Here is a 14,864-nt window from a genome sequence, read left to right as displayed (position 1 = left end):
CTCGAGCATCTCGGCCACGCTGAACTGGTCGTGCTCGGGGTGGCGGACCTCGTCCCACAGGGCGCGACACCGGTCGCCCAGCCAGGCGTTGAGTTCGACGAAGCTGCCGAACTTGAGCTTGGCCGCGTCGATCCAGATGCGACGGCGGCTGTCCTGTACGTTCTTCTCGACGACACCCTTCTCCCAGCCCGAGGCGACGTTGCAGAAGTCGGCGTCGAACAGGTAGTGTGCGCACATCACGGCGAAGCGCTTGTTGACGACGCGGCCCTTGCCCTTCTTGACCTTGTCGACCGCCGTCTTCATGTTGTCGTAGATGCCGCGCCGGGCGACACCGCCCAGTGCCGCGAACGAGCGGGTGTGCGCGTCGAACAGCATCTCGTGGCCTTGGCTGGGATAGGCCACCAGCCAGAACGCCTTCGAGGCGCACAGCTTCAGGTGCGAGACCTGCATGCGGTAGTAAATGCCGCCCACCACCAGCCCTTCTTCGCTCCAGTCGAACTGGAAGGCCTCGCCGAGCTCGAAGACCAGCGGCACGAAGGCCTTGGTGGAGATGGACTGGCCTTCGCCCTGGCGCCAGGCCCGGATGAAGTCGGTGACGCGGCTGTAGCCCCCGCTGTAGCCCTCCAGCTTGATCTGGGCGTGCAGGGCCCGCGCCGTGCGCCGCTCATGCCTCGGGCGGTGCGCATCCACCTTGAGGGCCTGCTTGAGCGACTCGTGGAACGGCGTGAGCTTGCCCGGCATCTCACCGCGCCGGTAGCTGGGTGCTTCCAGCACCGCCGCCTTCAACCACTTGCGCACCGTGTTGCGCGACAAACTCGTCAGCCGCACGATCTCTCGAACAGACTTCTTCTCGCGGAAATGCATCCGCTTGACCTTGCCAATCATGGCCATGGTGATCACTCCTTCTCCCTGCTCAAGAAAGAGGCAGGGTAGGTCGAACACCCGGGTCAAATTTGGATCGGCACTATCGCTGTAGGTGGGTCAAATTTCGGTCGGCGCCAACATGCCCGGTGACATCACGCCCACGATGGGGCCGGTCTCGTCCATCATGGGCGAGGTCATGCTGATCGCGCTGCCACTCGGCAGCCAGGCCAGCCCGATGCAGGCGCGGGAGTACGCGGACTTTGTGCTGAGGCCGCGCCTGCTCGCGATCAACGGCGTGTCCCAGGTCATTCCCATTGGCGGCGAGGTGCGCACGCTGCGCGTCGAGCCCGACACGGTGCGCATGGCCCAGGTCGGTGTGTCGCTGACACAGATCGAGCAGGCGCTGCGCGGCTTTGCCAGCAATGCGGGCGGCGGCTTCATCGATCTGAACAGCCGCGAATACCTGATCCGACATGTTGGTCGCACCAACCGCATCGAGGACCTGCAGGGCATCGCCGTCGCCTGGAAGGACGGCCGCGCCATCCTGCTGGAGCAGGTGGCCAACGTGCGCTTCGCCGCCGCACTCAAGCGCGGGGATGCCGGCTATGCGGGTGCGCCGGCCGTCATCGTCAGCGTGCAAAAGCAGCCGGCCGCCGACACCGTGCAGTTGACGCGTCAGATCGAGGCCGCGTTGGATGAACTCAAGCCCGGCTTGCCGAAGGGCCTGAGTGCGCCGAAGGTGCTGTTCCGCCAGGCCGACTTCATCGAGGCCTCGATCTCCAACGTGACGGGCGCACTGCGTGACGGCGCCATCATGGTGGCCATCGTCCTGTTCGCCTTCCTGCTGTCGGCACGCACGACGCTGATCTCGCTGGTGGCCATCCCGCTGTCGCTGGCGGTGACGGCCCTGGTGTTCCGCTGGCTCGACCAGTCCATCAACGTGATGACGCTCGGCGGCCTGGCGATCGCCATCGGCGAACTGGTGGACGACGCCGTGGTCGACGTCGAGAACATCCAGCGCCGCCTGCGCGAGAACCGCCTTCTGGCCGAGCCCAAGCCGGTGCTGGAGGTTGTGCGTGCTGCCAGCGTGGAGGTGCGTTCCGGCATCGTCTACGCGACGCTGATCGTGGTGCTTGTCTTCGTGCCACTGTTCGCGCTGCCGGGCATCGAGGGGCGCCTCTTCACGCCGCTGGGCATCGCCTACATCGTGTCCATCCTGGCGTCGATGCTGGTGTCGATGACCGTCACGCCGGTGCTGAGCGCCTTCCTGCTGCCGGGCATGAAGCGGCTGGACCATGGCGACAGCCCGCTGGTGGCGCGGCTCAAGCGCTGGGACAGCCGGCTGCTGGGCTGGTCGTTCCTGCGCGCCCGACTGCTGATTGGCGCGGCGGTGCTGGCCGTCGTGGTGGCGGCGGCCAGCGTGCCCTTCTTCCCGCGCGCCTTCCTGCCGGCCTTTAACGAGGGCTCACTGGTGCTGTCGCTGCTGTTCAATCCGGGCACGTCGCTGGCCGAGGCCAACCGCATGGGGGCGCTCGCCGAGACGCTGATTGCCCAGGTGCCGGAGGTGACACAGGTTGGCCGCCGCACCGGCCGCGCCGAACTTGACGAGCATGCCGAGGGCGTGCACTCCGCCGAGATCGACGTCGACCTGAAGCGCGACGGCAAGCCGGTCGACCGCGAGGCGGTGATGGCGAGCATCCGTGCCCAACTGGCATCGCTGCCCGCCCAGGTCGCCATCGGTCAGCCGATCTCGCACCGGCTCGACCACCTGCTGTCCGGCGTGCGCGCGCAGATCGCCGTGAAGATCTATGGCGACGACACCGACACGCTGCGCGGCCTTGCCGAGCAAATGCGCGTCGGCTTGAGCAGCGTGCCGGGTCTGGTGGACCTGACGGTTGAAAAGCAGGTGCTGATCCCGCAGATCGCCGTGCGCTTTGACCAACGCAAGCTGGCCCAGACGGGCCTGTCGCCCGGCGAGGCGATGCGCGTCCTGCAGGCGCTGACCGATGGTGCGCACGGGGCGCAGATCGTCGACGGCCAGCGCCGCTACGACCTGGTGCTGCGCCTGCCGGACGACCAGCGCGGGCCGCAAGATCTGGCACGTACGCTGATCGACACGCCGGCCGGGCGGCTGCCGCTGTCCAGCATTGCCACCGTTGAGGAGACCGACGGGCCCAACCAGATCGGCCGCGAGAACGGCCGGCGGCGCATCGTCGTCTATGCCAACACCGATGGCCGCGACATGGGGCAGGTCATCGCGAACATCCGCCAAGTCATCGCACAGACTGCACTGCCGACCGGCGCCTTCGTCAGCCTGGAGGGGCAGTTCCAGGCGCAGGAGCAGGCGACGCGGCTGATCGTCGGCCTGTCGCTGGTATCGCTGGCGCTGATGTTCCTGGTGCTCTACACGCGCTATCGCTCGGCCGTGCTGGCTGGGGTCATCATGGCCAACATCCCGCTGGCGCTCATCGGCGCCGTCACGGCGATGTGGCTGGCGGGTGTGACGCTGTCGGTGGCCACGATGGTGGGCTTCATCACGCTGGCCGGCATCGCCACGCGCAACGGCATCCTCAAGGTCAGCCACTACATCAACCTGTGCCGTTTCGAGGGCGAGGCTTTCGGTCAGTCGATGATCGTGCGCGGCTCGCTGGAGCGGCTGACGCCGGTGCTGATGACGGCGCTGGTAGCGGCCTTTGCGCTGACGCCGCTGCTGCTGTCCGGCGACGACCCGGGCAAGGAGATCCTGCACCCGGTGGCTGTCGTCATCTTCGGCGGTCTGGTCAGCTCGACACTGCTGGACACGGTGCTGACGCCGATCATGTTCTGGCTGGTGGGCGAGCGACCCTTGACACGGCTGTTACGAGATGCCGAGTCCTCGGGCCAGGCAGAGCAAGCGTTCTAGAACCTCAATCAGATCGGAGTACTCATGAAGACCAAGCAACTGCTGACAGCCTCCCTCCTGGCCGCAAGCGCCCTGGCGATGAACGCCGCGATGGCCCACGGTGCGGCCAAGCCCCGCCACGGCGGCACGGTGCAGGTGGCCAATGACATCAGCTACGAGCTGGTGGCTGACGCCGACGGCGCGACCCTCTACCTCGTCGACCACGACAAGGACATGCCCTCCGCAGGCATCTCCGGCAAGCTGACCGTGCTGAACGGCGCTCAGAAGACCGAGGCTGAGATCAAGGCCACCGAAGGCAACAAGCTGCGCGCGACCGGCGTGAAGATCGCGCCCGGGGCCAAGGTGGTGGCGGTGCTGAACAACGTCCACGGCAAGACGACGACGCTGAAGTTCACGGTGAAGTGATCCCATGAGTGGCAAGCACTGGCACGGCCTGCCCGCCCTCCGCGGGGGGCTGCTGGCCCTGATGGCTGCGGCGCTGTTCGGCGTCAGTACGCCCATGGTGCAGCAACTGGGCCGGGGCGCGGGCCCGTTCACCACAGCCGCCTTGCTCTATGCCGGCGCGGCCATCATCGGCGCGTTGTTGCGGCGGCGGGTGGAGAAGGAGGCGCGCGTGCTGCGATCCGACGCACCGCGTCTGTTGGGCGTCGCCCTCTTCGGCGCCGTGATCGGCCCGGTGGCGCTGGCCTGGGGACTGCAGCGGACGAGCGGCACCGGCGCGTCCCTGATGCTGACGCTGGAAGCGCTCTTCACGGCGGTGCTGGCCTGGCGGCTATACGGCGAGACCATGGACCGGCGCGTCTGGGCCGCGATGCTGCTGTTGCTCGCTGGCGGCGTGCTCATCATCCTCGACCAGGGCTTGGCGGCGAGCGGCCAGTGGCTCGGGCTGCTGGCGGTCCTGGCAGCCACGGCCGCCTGGGGCACCGACAACACACTGTCGCGGGCGCTCGCCGAACGTGACCCGGGCCAGGTGGTGCTGATCAAGTCCGCTCTGGGTGTTGCTGCGACGACGGTGCTCGCCTTCGTTGCCAGGGAGCCCGTACCCGGGCTCGGCCCGGCTGCGGGGTTGGTGGTGATCGGCGCCACCGGCTACGGTCTCAGCCTGCGCTTCTACCTGCTGGCGCAACGCGAGTTCGGCGCGGCCCGCACCGGCTCGGTCTTCGCCTTTGCCCCATTCATCGGCGCGGCACTGGCATTCGGATTGGGCGACCGTTCAGCCGGCTGGGGCCTGGCCCTGGGCGGGCTGCTGATGTTGCTTGGCGTCGCCTTGCATCTGGCCGAGTCGCATGACCATGAGCATCACCACGAGGCGCTGGACCATGAACACGCTCACCGTCACGACGATGGGCATCACGACCATCACCACGATCCAATGCGTGAAGGCCCGCATAGCCACTCGCATCGGCACGAGCCGAAACGACACCGTCATGCCCATGTTCCGGATGCTCATCACGGACATGGTCACTGAAACAGCTCCCGCCCAAGCCGACGGTGCAGCACTCCCTATACGTGCTGTCCTTGCGAACCGAACATGATGATGAGCATGCCGATCAAGCAGACGGCAACGCCCACCCAATCCGTTGTCGACGGCTGAACCTTGTCGACCAGCCAAAGCCAGAGGATGGCGACGCCAATGTAGACCCCGCCATAGGCGGCATATACACGGCCGGCTGCGGTGGGGTGCTGCGCCAGCAGCCACGCAAAGGCCGCCAGGCTGATGACTGCAGGCACCAGCAGCCATGGCGACTTGCCCTGCTTGAGCCACAGATACGGCAGGTAGCAGCCGACGATCTCAGCGACGGCCGTCGCCACGAAGAGCCCAAAGGTTTTGAGGAGGTCCATCGGGGCATTTTCGTCATCGTCTTGCGCGTAGATAGCGCTTGATCCTCAAGTGGCTTGAGGTTCTACCTTGCGGGCTCAGTCACACGGAGTCCTCGTAGGGCGCCAGAGTAGGTGGGACTCGCGCCACAAGATTGCGACTGGCGGGCGCTGGTTCTTGCGACCGGCCTAGCCAAGCATGCCGGTGCGATCGAAGACAGCGGCTGCAACCAAGTGGGGCGTGACCCCACCGACGTCACCTCGGCGGGCCTGCTTGTGAAGCTGCGCCGCGAGCGACGACAGCTTTGTGGCAAGCCAACGGCGTTGGCCTCCGCGCGCTATCGACCCAATCCAGTCTGTCGAGGAGTTGAGAAGCAGTCGCTGCCGACGGCGGCGACCGATGAAGATGCCCTGCGTTTCGGTGCCAGTCAGCGTCTTGCGGCCCGCGCGGACGAGCCTTTATCGGTGGGGATGCACCACAGATTCCACCCACCTGAAGTTTCACTTGGCACCCCCGCTGGCCTTCGACACGTAGAGCGCCAGCGCCGCAATCTCTGCGTCGGTGAGCTTGTCCTTGTACGAGGGCATCTGGCCCAGCCCGTTGCGCAGCGCCTTCGCGACCCGCCCGGCGTCGGGCTTCAACTCGTCGAGGACCGGGCCGACGGCGCCCTCGGCACCTGCGGCCTGCAAGGTGTGGCACACGGCGCACGACGGGACGACGCCCTGCAGGAAGAGCTTCTTCCCCAGGACGAGTTGCGCGCTTTCGTCGGCCGCCAGCGCGGGCAGAGCGGGCAGTGCCAGGCCTGCGACGAGCACCGACGCGACTTTCAAGGCATGCACCACGAAGTGCTGGTGGATGGTGTTGCGCATGTTCAGGCCACCGTCACTTTCACGGCGTGGTCGGCCCAGCTCGTGTTGTTGTAGCCGCCGGCGTTTTCCATCCGCTGTTCGGGCTGCACGTTGCCGGCCGTGTCGGTGGCGCGGCTGGCCAGCGTGTGGCTGCCAGCGGGCAGCTTCGCGGCCAGCACGAACTGTCGCCAGGCATAGCGGCCCAGGTCGGGCCCGGTGAGCCGCGCGTCGTTCCAGGTCTTGCCGCCGTCCAGCGACACCTCGACGCGCTTGATGCCGTTCAGCCCGCCGAAGGCCACGCCTTGCACCTGCACCAGGCCGGCCTTGACGCTGGATGCATCAGGCGCCGGCGAGTTGATCCACGACTTTACCGACATCTCCTGCACCGACGGCTGGCTCGGGTCGCCCTTGCCGCCCGGCGGCGAGATGCGGTAGCCGTGCGACATGATCTTCGCCTCGGTTTCCTTGGCCGTGAAGGCCAGGCGCTTGATGTACTTGATGTTGTTCACGCCGGTGTAGCCGGGCACGATCAGGCGCAGCGGCCCGCCGTGGGCCAGCGAGATCGGCACGCCGTTCATCTCCCAGGCCAGCAGCGCGTCGGCCATCGCGGCGGCCGGCACCGAGCGCTCGACGATGATGCTCAGCGGGTCCAGGCCTTCGGGCAGCTTCTCGCCGCCGGTGCCGGTCAGGTAACCGGCGCCCGGCACGACGCCGCCCAGCGCTTCGGCCACCACGCGCACCGGAACGCCGGTCCACATCACGCAACCCGCCGCGCCCACCTGCCAGGGTGTGCCACTGGGCTTGCTGGGGAAGTAGCCGCGACCATTGCCCGAGCACTGCAGCACCATCGCGGTCGTCTCCACGCCCATCGTCTTCAGCTCGCGCAGCGTCAGCGTGCGCGGCGCCTTCACGCCTTCGATGGCCACCTGCCAGGCGTCGCGGTCGGCGACGATGGACGCGTCGGGCGCCGGCAGGTTGTTGCGGATGTAGAGCTGCTCGGCCGGCGTGATGACCCCGCTGCCGAAGGCTGCACGCTTGGTCTCGATGGTGGTGCTGCTGTGCACGATGACGCTGGCCGGGTCTTTCCACGCCACGTAGGCGGGCAGCGGCTTGGGCGTGGCGCTGGCCACTGGGGTTTCGCCAGCCGCGGCGGCACCGCGCGTGAAAGTGGCCAGGCCGGCCGCGGCCAGGGCGCTGGCGCTGCCGGCCAGCATCTGGCGCCGCGGCAGCGAGTTCAAGGTCTTGTTCATCGGGTCTCCTTGGGGGTCGGTGTGGAATTCGGTGGGGACATGTCGGTGGCTGGACCGAACTGGCTTTGCGCCACGGCCAGGGCCTGCTTCTTCTGCGCCACCAGCACCAGCGGCTTGCCGTCGCGCGAGGTGATGACTTTCCAGTGCACGTTGCCCCACCAGCCGCTGCCCTCCGTCAGCGCCACCGCCTTGTCGAAGGCGAACACGGTGACCATGCCGCCCTTCTCGAAGAAGGTGGTGAGGTGGTAGACGAGGTGGCCGTCGATGTCGCAAGGCCGCATCAGCTGCGGGAAGCCGGGCACCACCTGTTGGCCGGCCAGCCCCAGGTGCTGCAGCAAGGGCGCGCTGGCCATGAAGGTGCCGCGCAGCGTGCGCTCGAAGTATTCGTGTTCGATGGCGCCGCGCACGAGTTCTGGCGGGCGCATGGCCAGCACGGCGCCGGTGCCGCTGCCTGCCAGCAGCAGGCCCAGCACGGCGCGCTGGAAGCTGCGCCGCGCCATTAGCGGCTGCGCCTTGCGGTACAAGTGCGGCGGGGCGTCGATGGGCTCGAAGGCCAGCGCCAGTTCGGCGCGCGTGCGCAAGTCGAACGCGCTGTCGGGCAACTCGGGCGGCCGGAGTTCGCGCTTCATGACGGGGTCTTCCGCAAGGGCGTGACCTGGGCGCCGCCGGGTGCCCGCACTGGCACGCCCATCACCTGCTTCAGCGCGTCGCGCGCGCGAGCCAGGCGCGACAGCACGGTGCCGGGCGCAATCTCCAGCGCCTCGGCCATCTGCGCGGTGGGCATGTCGTCGAAATAGAACAGCACCAGCACCTCGCGGTGGATGGGCGCCAGCCGCGCGAGCGCCTTGACCACGTCCAGCTTGTCGTCCAGCCCGGCGTCGGGGGCGGCCTGCTCGGGCTGCTCGTCGTCGTCCAGCGACTGCATGCCCGGCGCGGCCTGGCGGAAGGCGGCGCGCCGCATGATCTGGAACAGCCAGGCCCGCGCCAACGCCCCATCCCGCAACTGCTCGCGGTGCTTCCAGGCGTTGGCAAAACAGTCCTGCACCACGTCTTCGGCGATGGCACGCGAGCCCGTCAGCGCCCAGGCGCTGCGCAGCAGGAAGCGGTAATGGTCCCGCACCCATTGGTTGTAGCGGGACTCGGCAGACTGGAACAGCATGGTGATCAAGAGCGGACAGCGCTGCGGTTCATTCCATCGCCATCGTCAGTGCTTACCCTCAGGCTGGGCATCACGGCCCGCGCGTGCCACCCAGCGATGGAAATTCGGCTGCCGAACCCGCGCTAGAGCGCTGCTGCAAGGCCGCCAGCCGCCGCGTCATGCTCTCGATCTCGATGGTCTGGCCGGCGATGATCTCCTCCGCCAGTTGCCGCGTGGCCGGGTCGCGGCCGTGCTGCAGCACCAGCCGCGCCATGTCGACGGCGCCGGCGTGGTGCGGAATCATCATCGCCAGGAAGTCGATGTCGGCCTGGCCCACGAAGCCCGGGCCGTGCATGTCTTGCATCATGCGGGCCATCGAAGCGTCCATCTCGCGCTCGAAGGCACTGACTCCATGTTGGGCGTGTCCGCCCCTCATGCCCTTCATGCCCTTCATGCAGTCTGCCCCTTGGCACCCACGCGCACGTAGACCAGGTTGATGCTCTTCTTGTTGCGCAGCGCTCCGGAAGGCAGGGTCAGGTTGCCCAGCGGAATCTGCGCGATGAAGACCGGCTTCAGCGGGTCGCTGACGTCGAAGGCGCTGCACACCGTCTGGCCGGCGTTGGGCGTGCCGGGCAGTTCGTCCTGCTCGTGCGCCACGTAGAGCAGCGTGTTCTCGGGGTTGGTCCACAGCCCGTGCGATTCGCGGCCGTGGCTGAAGAAGGTGCCGACCACCTTGCGCTGGCCGCTGGCTGCGCTGCGGTCGATGATGGCGATGGGGCTGGAGGCGACGCCGCCGGGGCCCCCGTCGTCGATGCGCGCCAGGCTGGCATAGACCACGCTGCCGCGCGCGTTGCTGACGAACTCGACGTGGTTGGGCCGCGCGCCCATGCCCAGCGGCACGCTGTCAATGAGGTCGAAACCGCCCCGCGTCGAGCGAGAAGACAGCGCATCGGCCAGCTTGTGCGAGAACCACACCTCGGCGCCGTCGGGCGTGGTCTTCATGAAGGGCGTGAAGCCGGGCTTGTCCTGCGCACTGATGTCCAGTGTCGTCACGCGCTGCGGCTGGCTGTGGCCATCGGCGCCCGGGTTGACACGGAACACGTCGACCTGCGACACCTTCTGGCTGGCCACGAAGGCCAGCGTGCCTTCGCGGTTGAACCATACCTGGGCCGGGCCGTTGATCGTCGGCAGGAACTGGCGGATGGCCGTCGAACCTGTGTTGTCGGTGCCCTTCAACTGACGCAGGGCGAGTTCGACGTTGACGATGGCGATGCGGTCTTCCCCGCGCAGCGTCACCCAAAGCTCCTTGCCGTTGCGCGTGAAGGTGGGCTCGTGCGGTTCGCGGCCCAGCAGCAGCCCGCTGCTCAGGCGTTCGGGGTTGGTCGTCATGCCAGCGGCCGGGTTGGGCGTGTTGCCGATGACGCGGCGCTGCTCGGCGTCGACGAGGTAGATGTTGCTCGAGCCGCGCCCGCTGGTGGCCAGCAGCCGGCCGTCGGGCGACGGCACCGCGCCGTGGGCGTCGATGCAGCCGTGGTACAGCGGCTTGTGGATCATCGCCGCGTGCGTCGGCGCCACGCCGGCGGTGACATAGCGGAAGGGCGGCCGCGGGTCTTCGTCGAAGCTGGTCAGGTTGATGGTGCTCTCGACGGTGTTGGTCCTGGGGTCGATCACGACCAGCGTGTTGGAGTCTTCGTTGGTGATGAAGACGCGGTCGCGCGGGTCGATGCCGGTGGCGGCGGCGGCGCTGGACGGCGCCTGGGCTTGCGCTGCAGGCAGCGCGCTGGCGGCTGCGGCGGCCAGCGAGTATTTGAGGATGTCGCGACGTTGGGTGGTCATGGGTGCTTTCTTTGTTCAGTGCAAAGGTGGACTGGGGCCTGTGACGCGCGACCTTGCACCCAACGACGGGCTGTGTCGGTGCGTCAGGCGCTCGCAGCAAAGAGCGCGCTTCAGGCCAATTCATTCGATGGCGGTGCAAACCGCCTGCGCTGCGGGACTTGCCGTGGCCTTCAGCGCGGTGCGCCCAGCTGTTGGTAGACCTCGGCCGACACCCGCGCCAGCACGCTGCGGTCGGCGTCGGACGACAGCGCATAGCCGAAGGGCCCGTCGACCCAATAGAACACGTTGACGGCGCCTTCCTGCGCGAAGCGGAAGGCGGTGTCAGCGTTCTTCGCACCCGGTTTCGCATCCGGTTTCGCGGCCCCGCCCGAGCCCGCGGCGCTGCCCACGTCAGCGACGTCATTGGACACGTACAGCGTCAGCTTGCTGCCCTGCTCGTTGCGGTACATGAACTGAGCCACCGGCCCCTGGCCACCTGGCAGCAGGCGCCCGCCTTCCAGCGTGTAGCCCTGCGCCTGCAGGTGCGGCGGTTTCATCGGCGCGCCCATGCGCTTGGACAGCCAGGCCACGAGCTGGTCTTCGTGCGCGGCGTCCACTTCCACGGGCCGGCGCACATCGGGGCTGTAGACCGCGTGCGCGACGGCGGCACGCTGCGCGAAGCCACCCGCAGACACCAAAGTCAAACCACCTGGGGCCGGTTGCACAGCCGCCATGCGGGCTGCATCGTCACCGGCTGTTCCAGGTCCGACGCCGCGCAGCCCCCAGCCCGTGGCGCCGCTGATGACGGCGATAGCCAGCCCGGCGGCCAAGCGCTGCAGGTACCAAGGCGTCGGCGATACGGCGCGCGGGCGCGCCGACTTCAGCAGGCGTTGCGGCGGCTGCTCGTCCAGCACGGGGTCGAACAGGGCGTGCAGCTCGCGCTTCTGCGCACGGTAGGCCTCGACGCGCTGCGCATCGTCGGGGCGCGCGGCCAGGTAGGCAGCGATCTCGGCCTCACGCTCTGCGGGCAGACGGCCATCGACAAACGCATGCAGCTCGGCCTCGGTGACCGGGGGGGTGGGCGGGAGGGTGGGCGGCGATGGGCGATCGGTACTCATAGGGTGCTTCGCAATGCATTCATTTGACGACCTTCAGCCGCACGGGTTCGGCACGACCTTCCATCAGGCCGCGCAGGCGCTCACGGCCGCGCGACAAGCGCGACATCACCGTGCCGATGGGAATGCCCAGGGCCTGCGCCACGTCGGCATAGGCCATGTCTTCCAGCGCCACCAGCAGCAGCACTTCCTTCTGCTCGACGGGCAGCAGGTCCAGCGCGGCCTGCAGGTCCAGCACCGCCAACCTGTCGCCTTGCGTCGGCATCACCGGCACCTCGGGGGTGTCATCGTCCATGGTCACGGTGTGCAGCCTGGGCCGGCGCACGCCATCGACGTGCAGGTTGTGCATGATGCTGAAGAGCCAGGCGCGCATGTCCGCCACGCTGCCCCACAGGCCCGACTTGGCCCAGGCCCGCTCCAGCGTGTCCTGCACCAGGTCGTCGGCGTCGTCGCGGTTGTTCACCAGCGCCCGGGAATAGCGGCGCAAGCGCGGCACCCAGCTCAGCAGTTGATGGTCGTCGTTCATCAAGATGTTGAAGATGGGGTGAGCCCGCGCGAAGCTGGGTGTGCAGGCGGGTGTACAGGCGTCATTCCTTGATGATGTGCCAGACCTGTTTGAAGTTGTCGCCGCTGCGGTCGCCGGCCTTCTGGTCGGCCTTGTAGGTGTACACCGGCTTGCCCTTGTAGGCCCACTGGCGTGACCCATCGTCGCGAGTGACGATGCTGTAGGCACCCGTGGTCCGGTCGGTGGCGGTGGCCATCATCGGCGGCCAGAGCGCGGCGCAGCCGCCGTTGCAGGCGCTCTTGCCGCTGTTCGCCACGTCCTGGTCGAAGGTGTAGAGGGTCATGCCAGCGGGTGTGACGAGCGCGCCGCCAGACAACATGGCGGGCGCCTTGGCAGGCGGCTCAGCCAGGTTGGCACAGCCGGCAGTGACCAGAAACGTTGCCGCAGATGCGGCGATGGCGAGGGTTTTGAACATGGGAAGCTCCGTGGAGGTGGTGGCGGATCGGGCAGCGTGGGTGAGATGTTGCTCACATCGGGGCAGACGGCACGCTCAGGCCTTTTATTCCGCAGGCGTGAAAAAAAGATGGGGTGTTGGTTGTGCAGGGTGGCAGGCTGCCGCTGCCCTGTGCGTCCAGCGCGGCTCCATGGTCGGAGCCGCGCGGCCTCGTTCTCAGGGTGCGGGCGTCAGGTTTTGGCCGTTCTCGACCGGGCTGATGCCCACGACGTGGCTGACGCTGCGGGTGCGGTTGGCGTTGTCGGTGACCCGGGCGGTGATCGTGACCGAACGCTTGCCCGCAGGCATCAGGAGCGATCCCCCCACCACCCAATCGGCCGTCGTCACGACATAGCCGTCAGCGTCCAGCTCGCTGCCGGCAACGTTGAAGATCGGCGCCAGGTTCGAGCCCGCCGGCACCACGTTGCCGTTGGGCTGACGCAAGGGCACGTCGAAGGTCACGTTCAGACCCGGGAAATTGCGGTTCGTGCCGTTGCTGGGATGCGTGATCGGGTTCTGGATCTGGCTGCCATCCAGGATGGTTCCCAACACCGAGCGGGCCGCCGTGCCCTGGCCGTTTTCGCTGACGCCGATGCCGTGACGCGAGCGGTCCAGCGCCGCCACTTGAATGAAGAACAGCGATGCATTCGCAGGCGGCGTCGGATTGCCGGTTTGCGGCCCAGGTGACACACGCGACGGCACGCGGGGCGCAATCATCGTCACCTCCGGTCCGTCCGCGTCGTCGATGCCGTCATCGAACACATCGATCGGAAGGGGCGTCAGTGCCTGCCCCGATGTGATACCGCCGCGCAGCACCGCCATCGAGACCCGGTCGAATCCGATCCGACCGGCGGTGTCGACCACGGCGGTGGTGATGTTGAAGCGGTTCGTGTCGAGCGGCAGCGATTCAAGCACGTGCCAGCCCAGCCACATCGTCACGCCCGCGCCGGGCGTGTCGTCGGTGCCCAGGATGTTGAAGAGGTTCGCCAGGTTGGTGTTCTTCGGGATCACGCCACCGTCGGGCTTGACGAGGTCGGTGTCGAGGAAGACATAGAGGCCCGGAATGTTCGGGTTGACCTGGCCGAGCAGCGCGGTGTTTCTGATGTTGAGCGATTCTTTCGCGGCGACCGGCGTCGCGTCGCGCGTGACGACCTCGATGTTCAGCACGAAGCCGGTGCCATTCACGCTGCCTGCGCCAATGCGGCCTTCTCCCGGCACGATCTGCGCATCCGCCAGAGGCGAGACGATGCGTGCGATCGGTGCGAGGTCGCCCCGTGCGCCCATGCCGTCGCGTATCTTGGTGATGTTGGTATAGGTCAGGGATTCAGCGCCGTCTGCGGCGTGGCCGGGCAGTGAAGCAAGGCCTGCCGCGGCCGCGAGAGCAGCGTGCATCAGCACAGCCGAAAGTTTGGAAAGCGGGTGTCGCATGGGGAGCTCCTGGGTGGACGGGTGAGCAGTGCGTCAACCACTTCAAACAGGTCGACGCACGGGTGCTTGCGGGTATTCCGTTGTCAACTGCGGGGAATGAACCCGAACGACGCAGGTGCGCACCGCCCCCGGTCTGGCCCGGTGCGGCGCGGCGCTGGTGGATCAGTAGGTCGCGGTCTTACCGGCGGTTTCGGCAGTGGCTGCCAGGGCGACGTTCAGCTTGGGGTCGATCTGCCACGTTTCGCTGACGATCTTGCCTTCGCGGTAGGTCAGCACGTAACGCACCTTGATCGGCTGCTTGCCTTCGAAGACGACGTTGGCGGAGACCGTCGAGCCCTTGGGGTTGGCCGATTCTTCGATGGAGCCGATGGTGAGCTTCAGCGGGCCGACGGCCTTGCCGAACTTTTCCCAGGTGCCGCGGATGGCGTCGGTGGTGGCGTAGGTGCCGTCCAGCGGGCCGCCGACCCAGTTCAGCTGGGCATGGTCGGCGTAGGCGCGCATCACGATCTGGGTGTCGCCCGAAGCGATGGCCTGGAAGTGCGTGCGGGCGTCGTCGGAAGGGGCGGCGAAGGCGCTGCCAGCGGCAAGCGTCAGGGCAGTGGCGGCAAAGGCGAATGTCTTGAACATGGAGGGCTCCGTTGAAGGCTTGAGGTGAAGTGAGGGGTGGTCGGTGGTGGATGAAGGGTC

At 67.6% G+C, this 14,864-nt stretch carries 16 protein-coding genes; 3 read left to right on the top strand and 13 right to left on the bottom strand.

Going from position 1 to position 14,864, the window contains the following annotated elements:
* On the bottom strand, nucleotides 1-891 hold an 891-nt coding region (gene istA / locus ACT6S0_RS14915), incomplete at its 3' end, for an IS21 family transposase (protein ID WP_444764592.1).
* A gap of 112 nt (nucleotides 892-1,003) precedes the next feature.
* On the opposite strand from istA, the gene ACT6S0_RS14910 reads away from it, so the two are divergent.
* From ACT6S0_RS14910 to ACT6S0_RS14900, 3 genes are read left to right on the top strand one after another with little or no spacing between them, the layout of a single operon-like run.
* A complete protein-coding gene (locus ACT6S0_RS14910; RefSeq protein WP_444764591.1) occupies nucleotides 1,004-3,766 on the top strand; it encodes an efflux RND transporter permease subunit in 2,763 nt (920 codons plus the stop codon).
* Nucleotides 3,767-3,790: 24 nt separating this feature from the next.
* Nucleotides 3,791-4,171: a hypothetical protein gene (locus ACT6S0_RS14905; RefSeq protein WP_444764590.1), complete on the top strand. Its 381-nt coding sequence runs from the start codon at nucleotides 3,791-3,793 to the stop codon at nucleotides 4,169-4,171.
* Nucleotides 4,172-4,175: 4 nt separating this feature from the next.
* Entirely contained in the window at nucleotides 4,176-5,234 is a 1,059-nt protein-coding gene (locus ACT6S0_RS14900; RefSeq protein WP_444764589.1) for a DMT family transporter, read from the top strand.
* Nucleotides 5,235-5,269: 35 nt separating this feature from the next.
* Here ACT6S0_RS14900 and ACT6S0_RS14895 read toward each other — a convergent pair whose 3' ends face one another.
* From ACT6S0_RS14895 to ACT6S0_RS14840, 12 genes are all read right to left on the bottom strand, one after another.
* Complete coding sequence (locus ACT6S0_RS14895) at nucleotides 5,270-5,608, bottom strand: YnfA family protein (protein ID WP_444764588.1); 339 nt, start codon at nucleotides 5,606-5,608, stop codon at nucleotides 5,270-5,272.
* Nucleotides 5,609-6,085: 477 nt separating this feature from the next.
* Entirely contained in the window at nucleotides 6,086-6,454 is a 369-nt protein-coding gene (gene sorU / locus ACT6S0_RS14890) for a SorU family sulfite dehydrogenase c-type cytochrome subunit (RefSeq protein WP_056261465.1), read from the bottom strand.
* A gap of 2 nt (nucleotides 6,455-6,456) precedes the next feature.
* Complete coding sequence (gene sorT / locus ACT6S0_RS14885; RefSeq protein WP_056261462.1) at nucleotides 6,457-7,683, bottom strand: SorT family sulfite dehydrogenase catalytic subunit; 1,227 nt, start codon at nucleotides 7,681-7,683, stop codon at nucleotides 6,457-6,459.
* Nucleotides 7,680-8,312 carry a hypothetical protein gene (locus ACT6S0_RS14880; RefSeq protein ID WP_004306457.1) on the bottom strand — a complete coding sequence of 211 codons (633 nt, stop codon included), beginning with the start codon at nucleotides 8,310-8,312 and terminating at the stop codon, nucleotides 7,680-7,682. Before ACT6S0_RS14880 ends, sorT begins: the two co-directional genes overlap by 4 nt.
* On the bottom strand, nucleotides 8,309-8,842 hold the full coding sequence (locus tag ACT6S0_RS14875) for an RNA polymerase sigma factor (protein WP_056264113.1): 534 nt from the start codon (nucleotides 8,840-8,842) through the stop codon (nucleotides 8,309-8,311). The genes ACT6S0_RS14880 and ACT6S0_RS14875 overlap by 4 nt, the downstream gene beginning before the upstream one ends.
* A 70-nt stretch (nucleotides 8,843-8,912) precedes the next feature.
* Nucleotides 8,913-9,275, bottom strand: coding sequence for a DUF305 domain-containing protein (locus tag ACT6S0_RS14870; protein ID WP_004306461.1), 363 nt, complete (start codon nucleotides 9,273-9,275; stop codon nucleotides 8,913-8,915).
* A complete protein-coding gene (locus ACT6S0_RS14865; RefSeq protein WP_031943584.1) occupies nucleotides 9,272-10,657 on the bottom strand; it encodes a YncE family protein in 1,386 nt (461 codons plus the stop codon). Before ACT6S0_RS14865 ends, ACT6S0_RS14870 begins: the two co-directional genes overlap by 4 nt.
* Nucleotides 10,658-10,827: 170 nt before the next feature.
* Nucleotides 10,828-11,754 (bottom strand): anti-sigma factor family protein, encoded by a 927-nt coding sequence (locus ACT6S0_RS14860; protein WP_056261458.1) that lies wholly within the window; start codon nucleotides 11,752-11,754, stop codon nucleotides 10,828-10,830.
* A gap of 19 nt (nucleotides 11,755-11,773) precedes the next feature.
* Nucleotides 11,774-12,277: an RNA polymerase sigma factor gene (locus tag ACT6S0_RS14855; RefSeq protein WP_004306467.1), complete on the bottom strand. Its 504-nt coding sequence runs from the start codon at nucleotides 12,275-12,277 to the stop codon at nucleotides 11,774-11,776.
* Between the two features lie 61 nt (nucleotides 12,278-12,338).
* The gene (locus ACT6S0_RS14850; RefSeq protein WP_056261455.1) at nucleotides 12,339-12,731 is read right to left on the bottom strand and encodes a COG4315 family predicted lipoprotein; all 393 of its coding nucleotides are present in this window, start codon (nucleotides 12,729-12,731) and stop codon (nucleotides 12,339-12,341) included.
* 195 nt (nucleotides 12,732-12,926) lie between these two features.
* On the bottom strand, nucleotides 12,927-14,177 hold the full coding sequence (locus tag ACT6S0_RS14845; RefSeq protein WP_056261453.1) for a hypothetical protein: 1,251 nt from the start codon (nucleotides 14,175-14,177) through the stop codon (nucleotides 12,927-12,929).
* 162 nt (nucleotides 14,178-14,339) lie between these two features.
* A complete protein-coding gene (locus ACT6S0_RS14840; RefSeq protein WP_056261451.1) occupies nucleotides 14,340-14,804 on the bottom strand; it encodes a nuclear transport factor 2 family protein in 465 nt (154 codons plus the stop codon).
* Nucleotides 14,805-14,864: the final 60 nt, after the last annotated feature.

This window comes from Roseateles sp., assembly GCF_052436255.1.
Lineage (GTDB): Bacteria > Pseudomonadota > Gammaproteobacteria > Burkholderiales > Burkholderiaceae_C > Pelomonas.
The sequence above is the reverse complement of the archived record's forward strand: the minus strand, read 5'-3'. Positions and strand labels throughout refer to the sequence as shown.

Excerpts from the sequence above, each read along its gene's own strand:
- ACT6S0_RS14910 (WP_444764591.1), top strand. The coding sequence starts at position 1,004 with ATGCCCGGTGACATCACGCCCACGATGGGGCCGGTCTCGTCCATCATG.
- ACT6S0_RS14905 (WP_444764590.1), top strand. The coding sequence starts at position 3,791 with ATGAAGACCAAGCAACTGCTGACAGCCTCCCTCCTGGCCGCAAGCGCC.
- ACT6S0_RS14900 (WP_444764589.1), top strand. The coding sequence starts at position 4,176 with ATGAGTGGCAAGCACTGGCACGGCCTGCCCGCCCTCCGCGGGGGGCTG.
- ACT6S0_RS14895 (WP_444764588.1), bottom strand. The coding sequence starts at position 5,608 with ATGGACCTCCTCAAAACCTTTGGGCTCTTCGTGGCGACGGCCGTCGCT.
- sorU (WP_056261465.1), bottom strand. The coding sequence starts at position 6,454 with ATGCGCAACACCATCCACCAGCACTTCGTGGTGCATGCCTTGAAAGTC.
- sorT (WP_056261462.1), bottom strand. The coding sequence starts at position 7,683 with ATGAACAAGACCTTGAACTCGCTGCCGCGGCGCCAGATGCTGGCCGGC.
- ACT6S0_RS14880 (WP_004306457.1), bottom strand. The coding sequence starts at position 8,312 with ATGAAGCGCGAACTCCGGCCGCCCGAGTTGCCCGACAGCGCGTTCGAC.
- ACT6S0_RS14875 (WP_056264113.1), bottom strand. The coding sequence starts at position 8,842 with ATGCTGTTCCAGTCTGCCGAGTCCCGCTACAACCAATGGGTGCGGGAC.
- ACT6S0_RS14870 (WP_004306461.1), bottom strand. The coding sequence starts at position 9,275 with ATGAAGGGCATGAAGGGCATGAGGGGCGGACACGCCCAACATGGAGTC.
- ACT6S0_RS14865 (WP_031943584.1), bottom strand. The coding sequence starts at position 10,657 with ATGACCACCCAACGTCGCGACATCCTCAAATACTCGCTGGCCGCCGCA.
- ACT6S0_RS14860 (WP_056261458.1), bottom strand. The coding sequence starts at position 11,754 with ATGAGTACCGATCGCCCATCGCCGCCCACCCTCCCGCCCACCCCCCCG.
- ACT6S0_RS14855 (WP_004306467.1), bottom strand. The coding sequence starts at position 12,277 with ATGAACGACGACCATCAACTGCTGAGCTGGGTGCCGCGCTTGCGCCGC.
- ACT6S0_RS14850 (WP_056261455.1), bottom strand. The coding sequence starts at position 12,731 with ATGTTCAAAACCCTCGCCATCGCCGCATCTGCGGCAACGTTTCTGGTC.
- ACT6S0_RS14845 (WP_056261453.1), bottom strand. The coding sequence starts at position 14,177 with ATGCGACACCCGCTTTCCAAACTTTCGGCTGTGCTGATGCACGCTGCT.
- ACT6S0_RS14840 (WP_056261451.1), bottom strand. The coding sequence starts at position 14,804 with ATGTTCAAGACATTCGCCTTTGCCGCCACTGCCCTGACGCTTGCCGCT.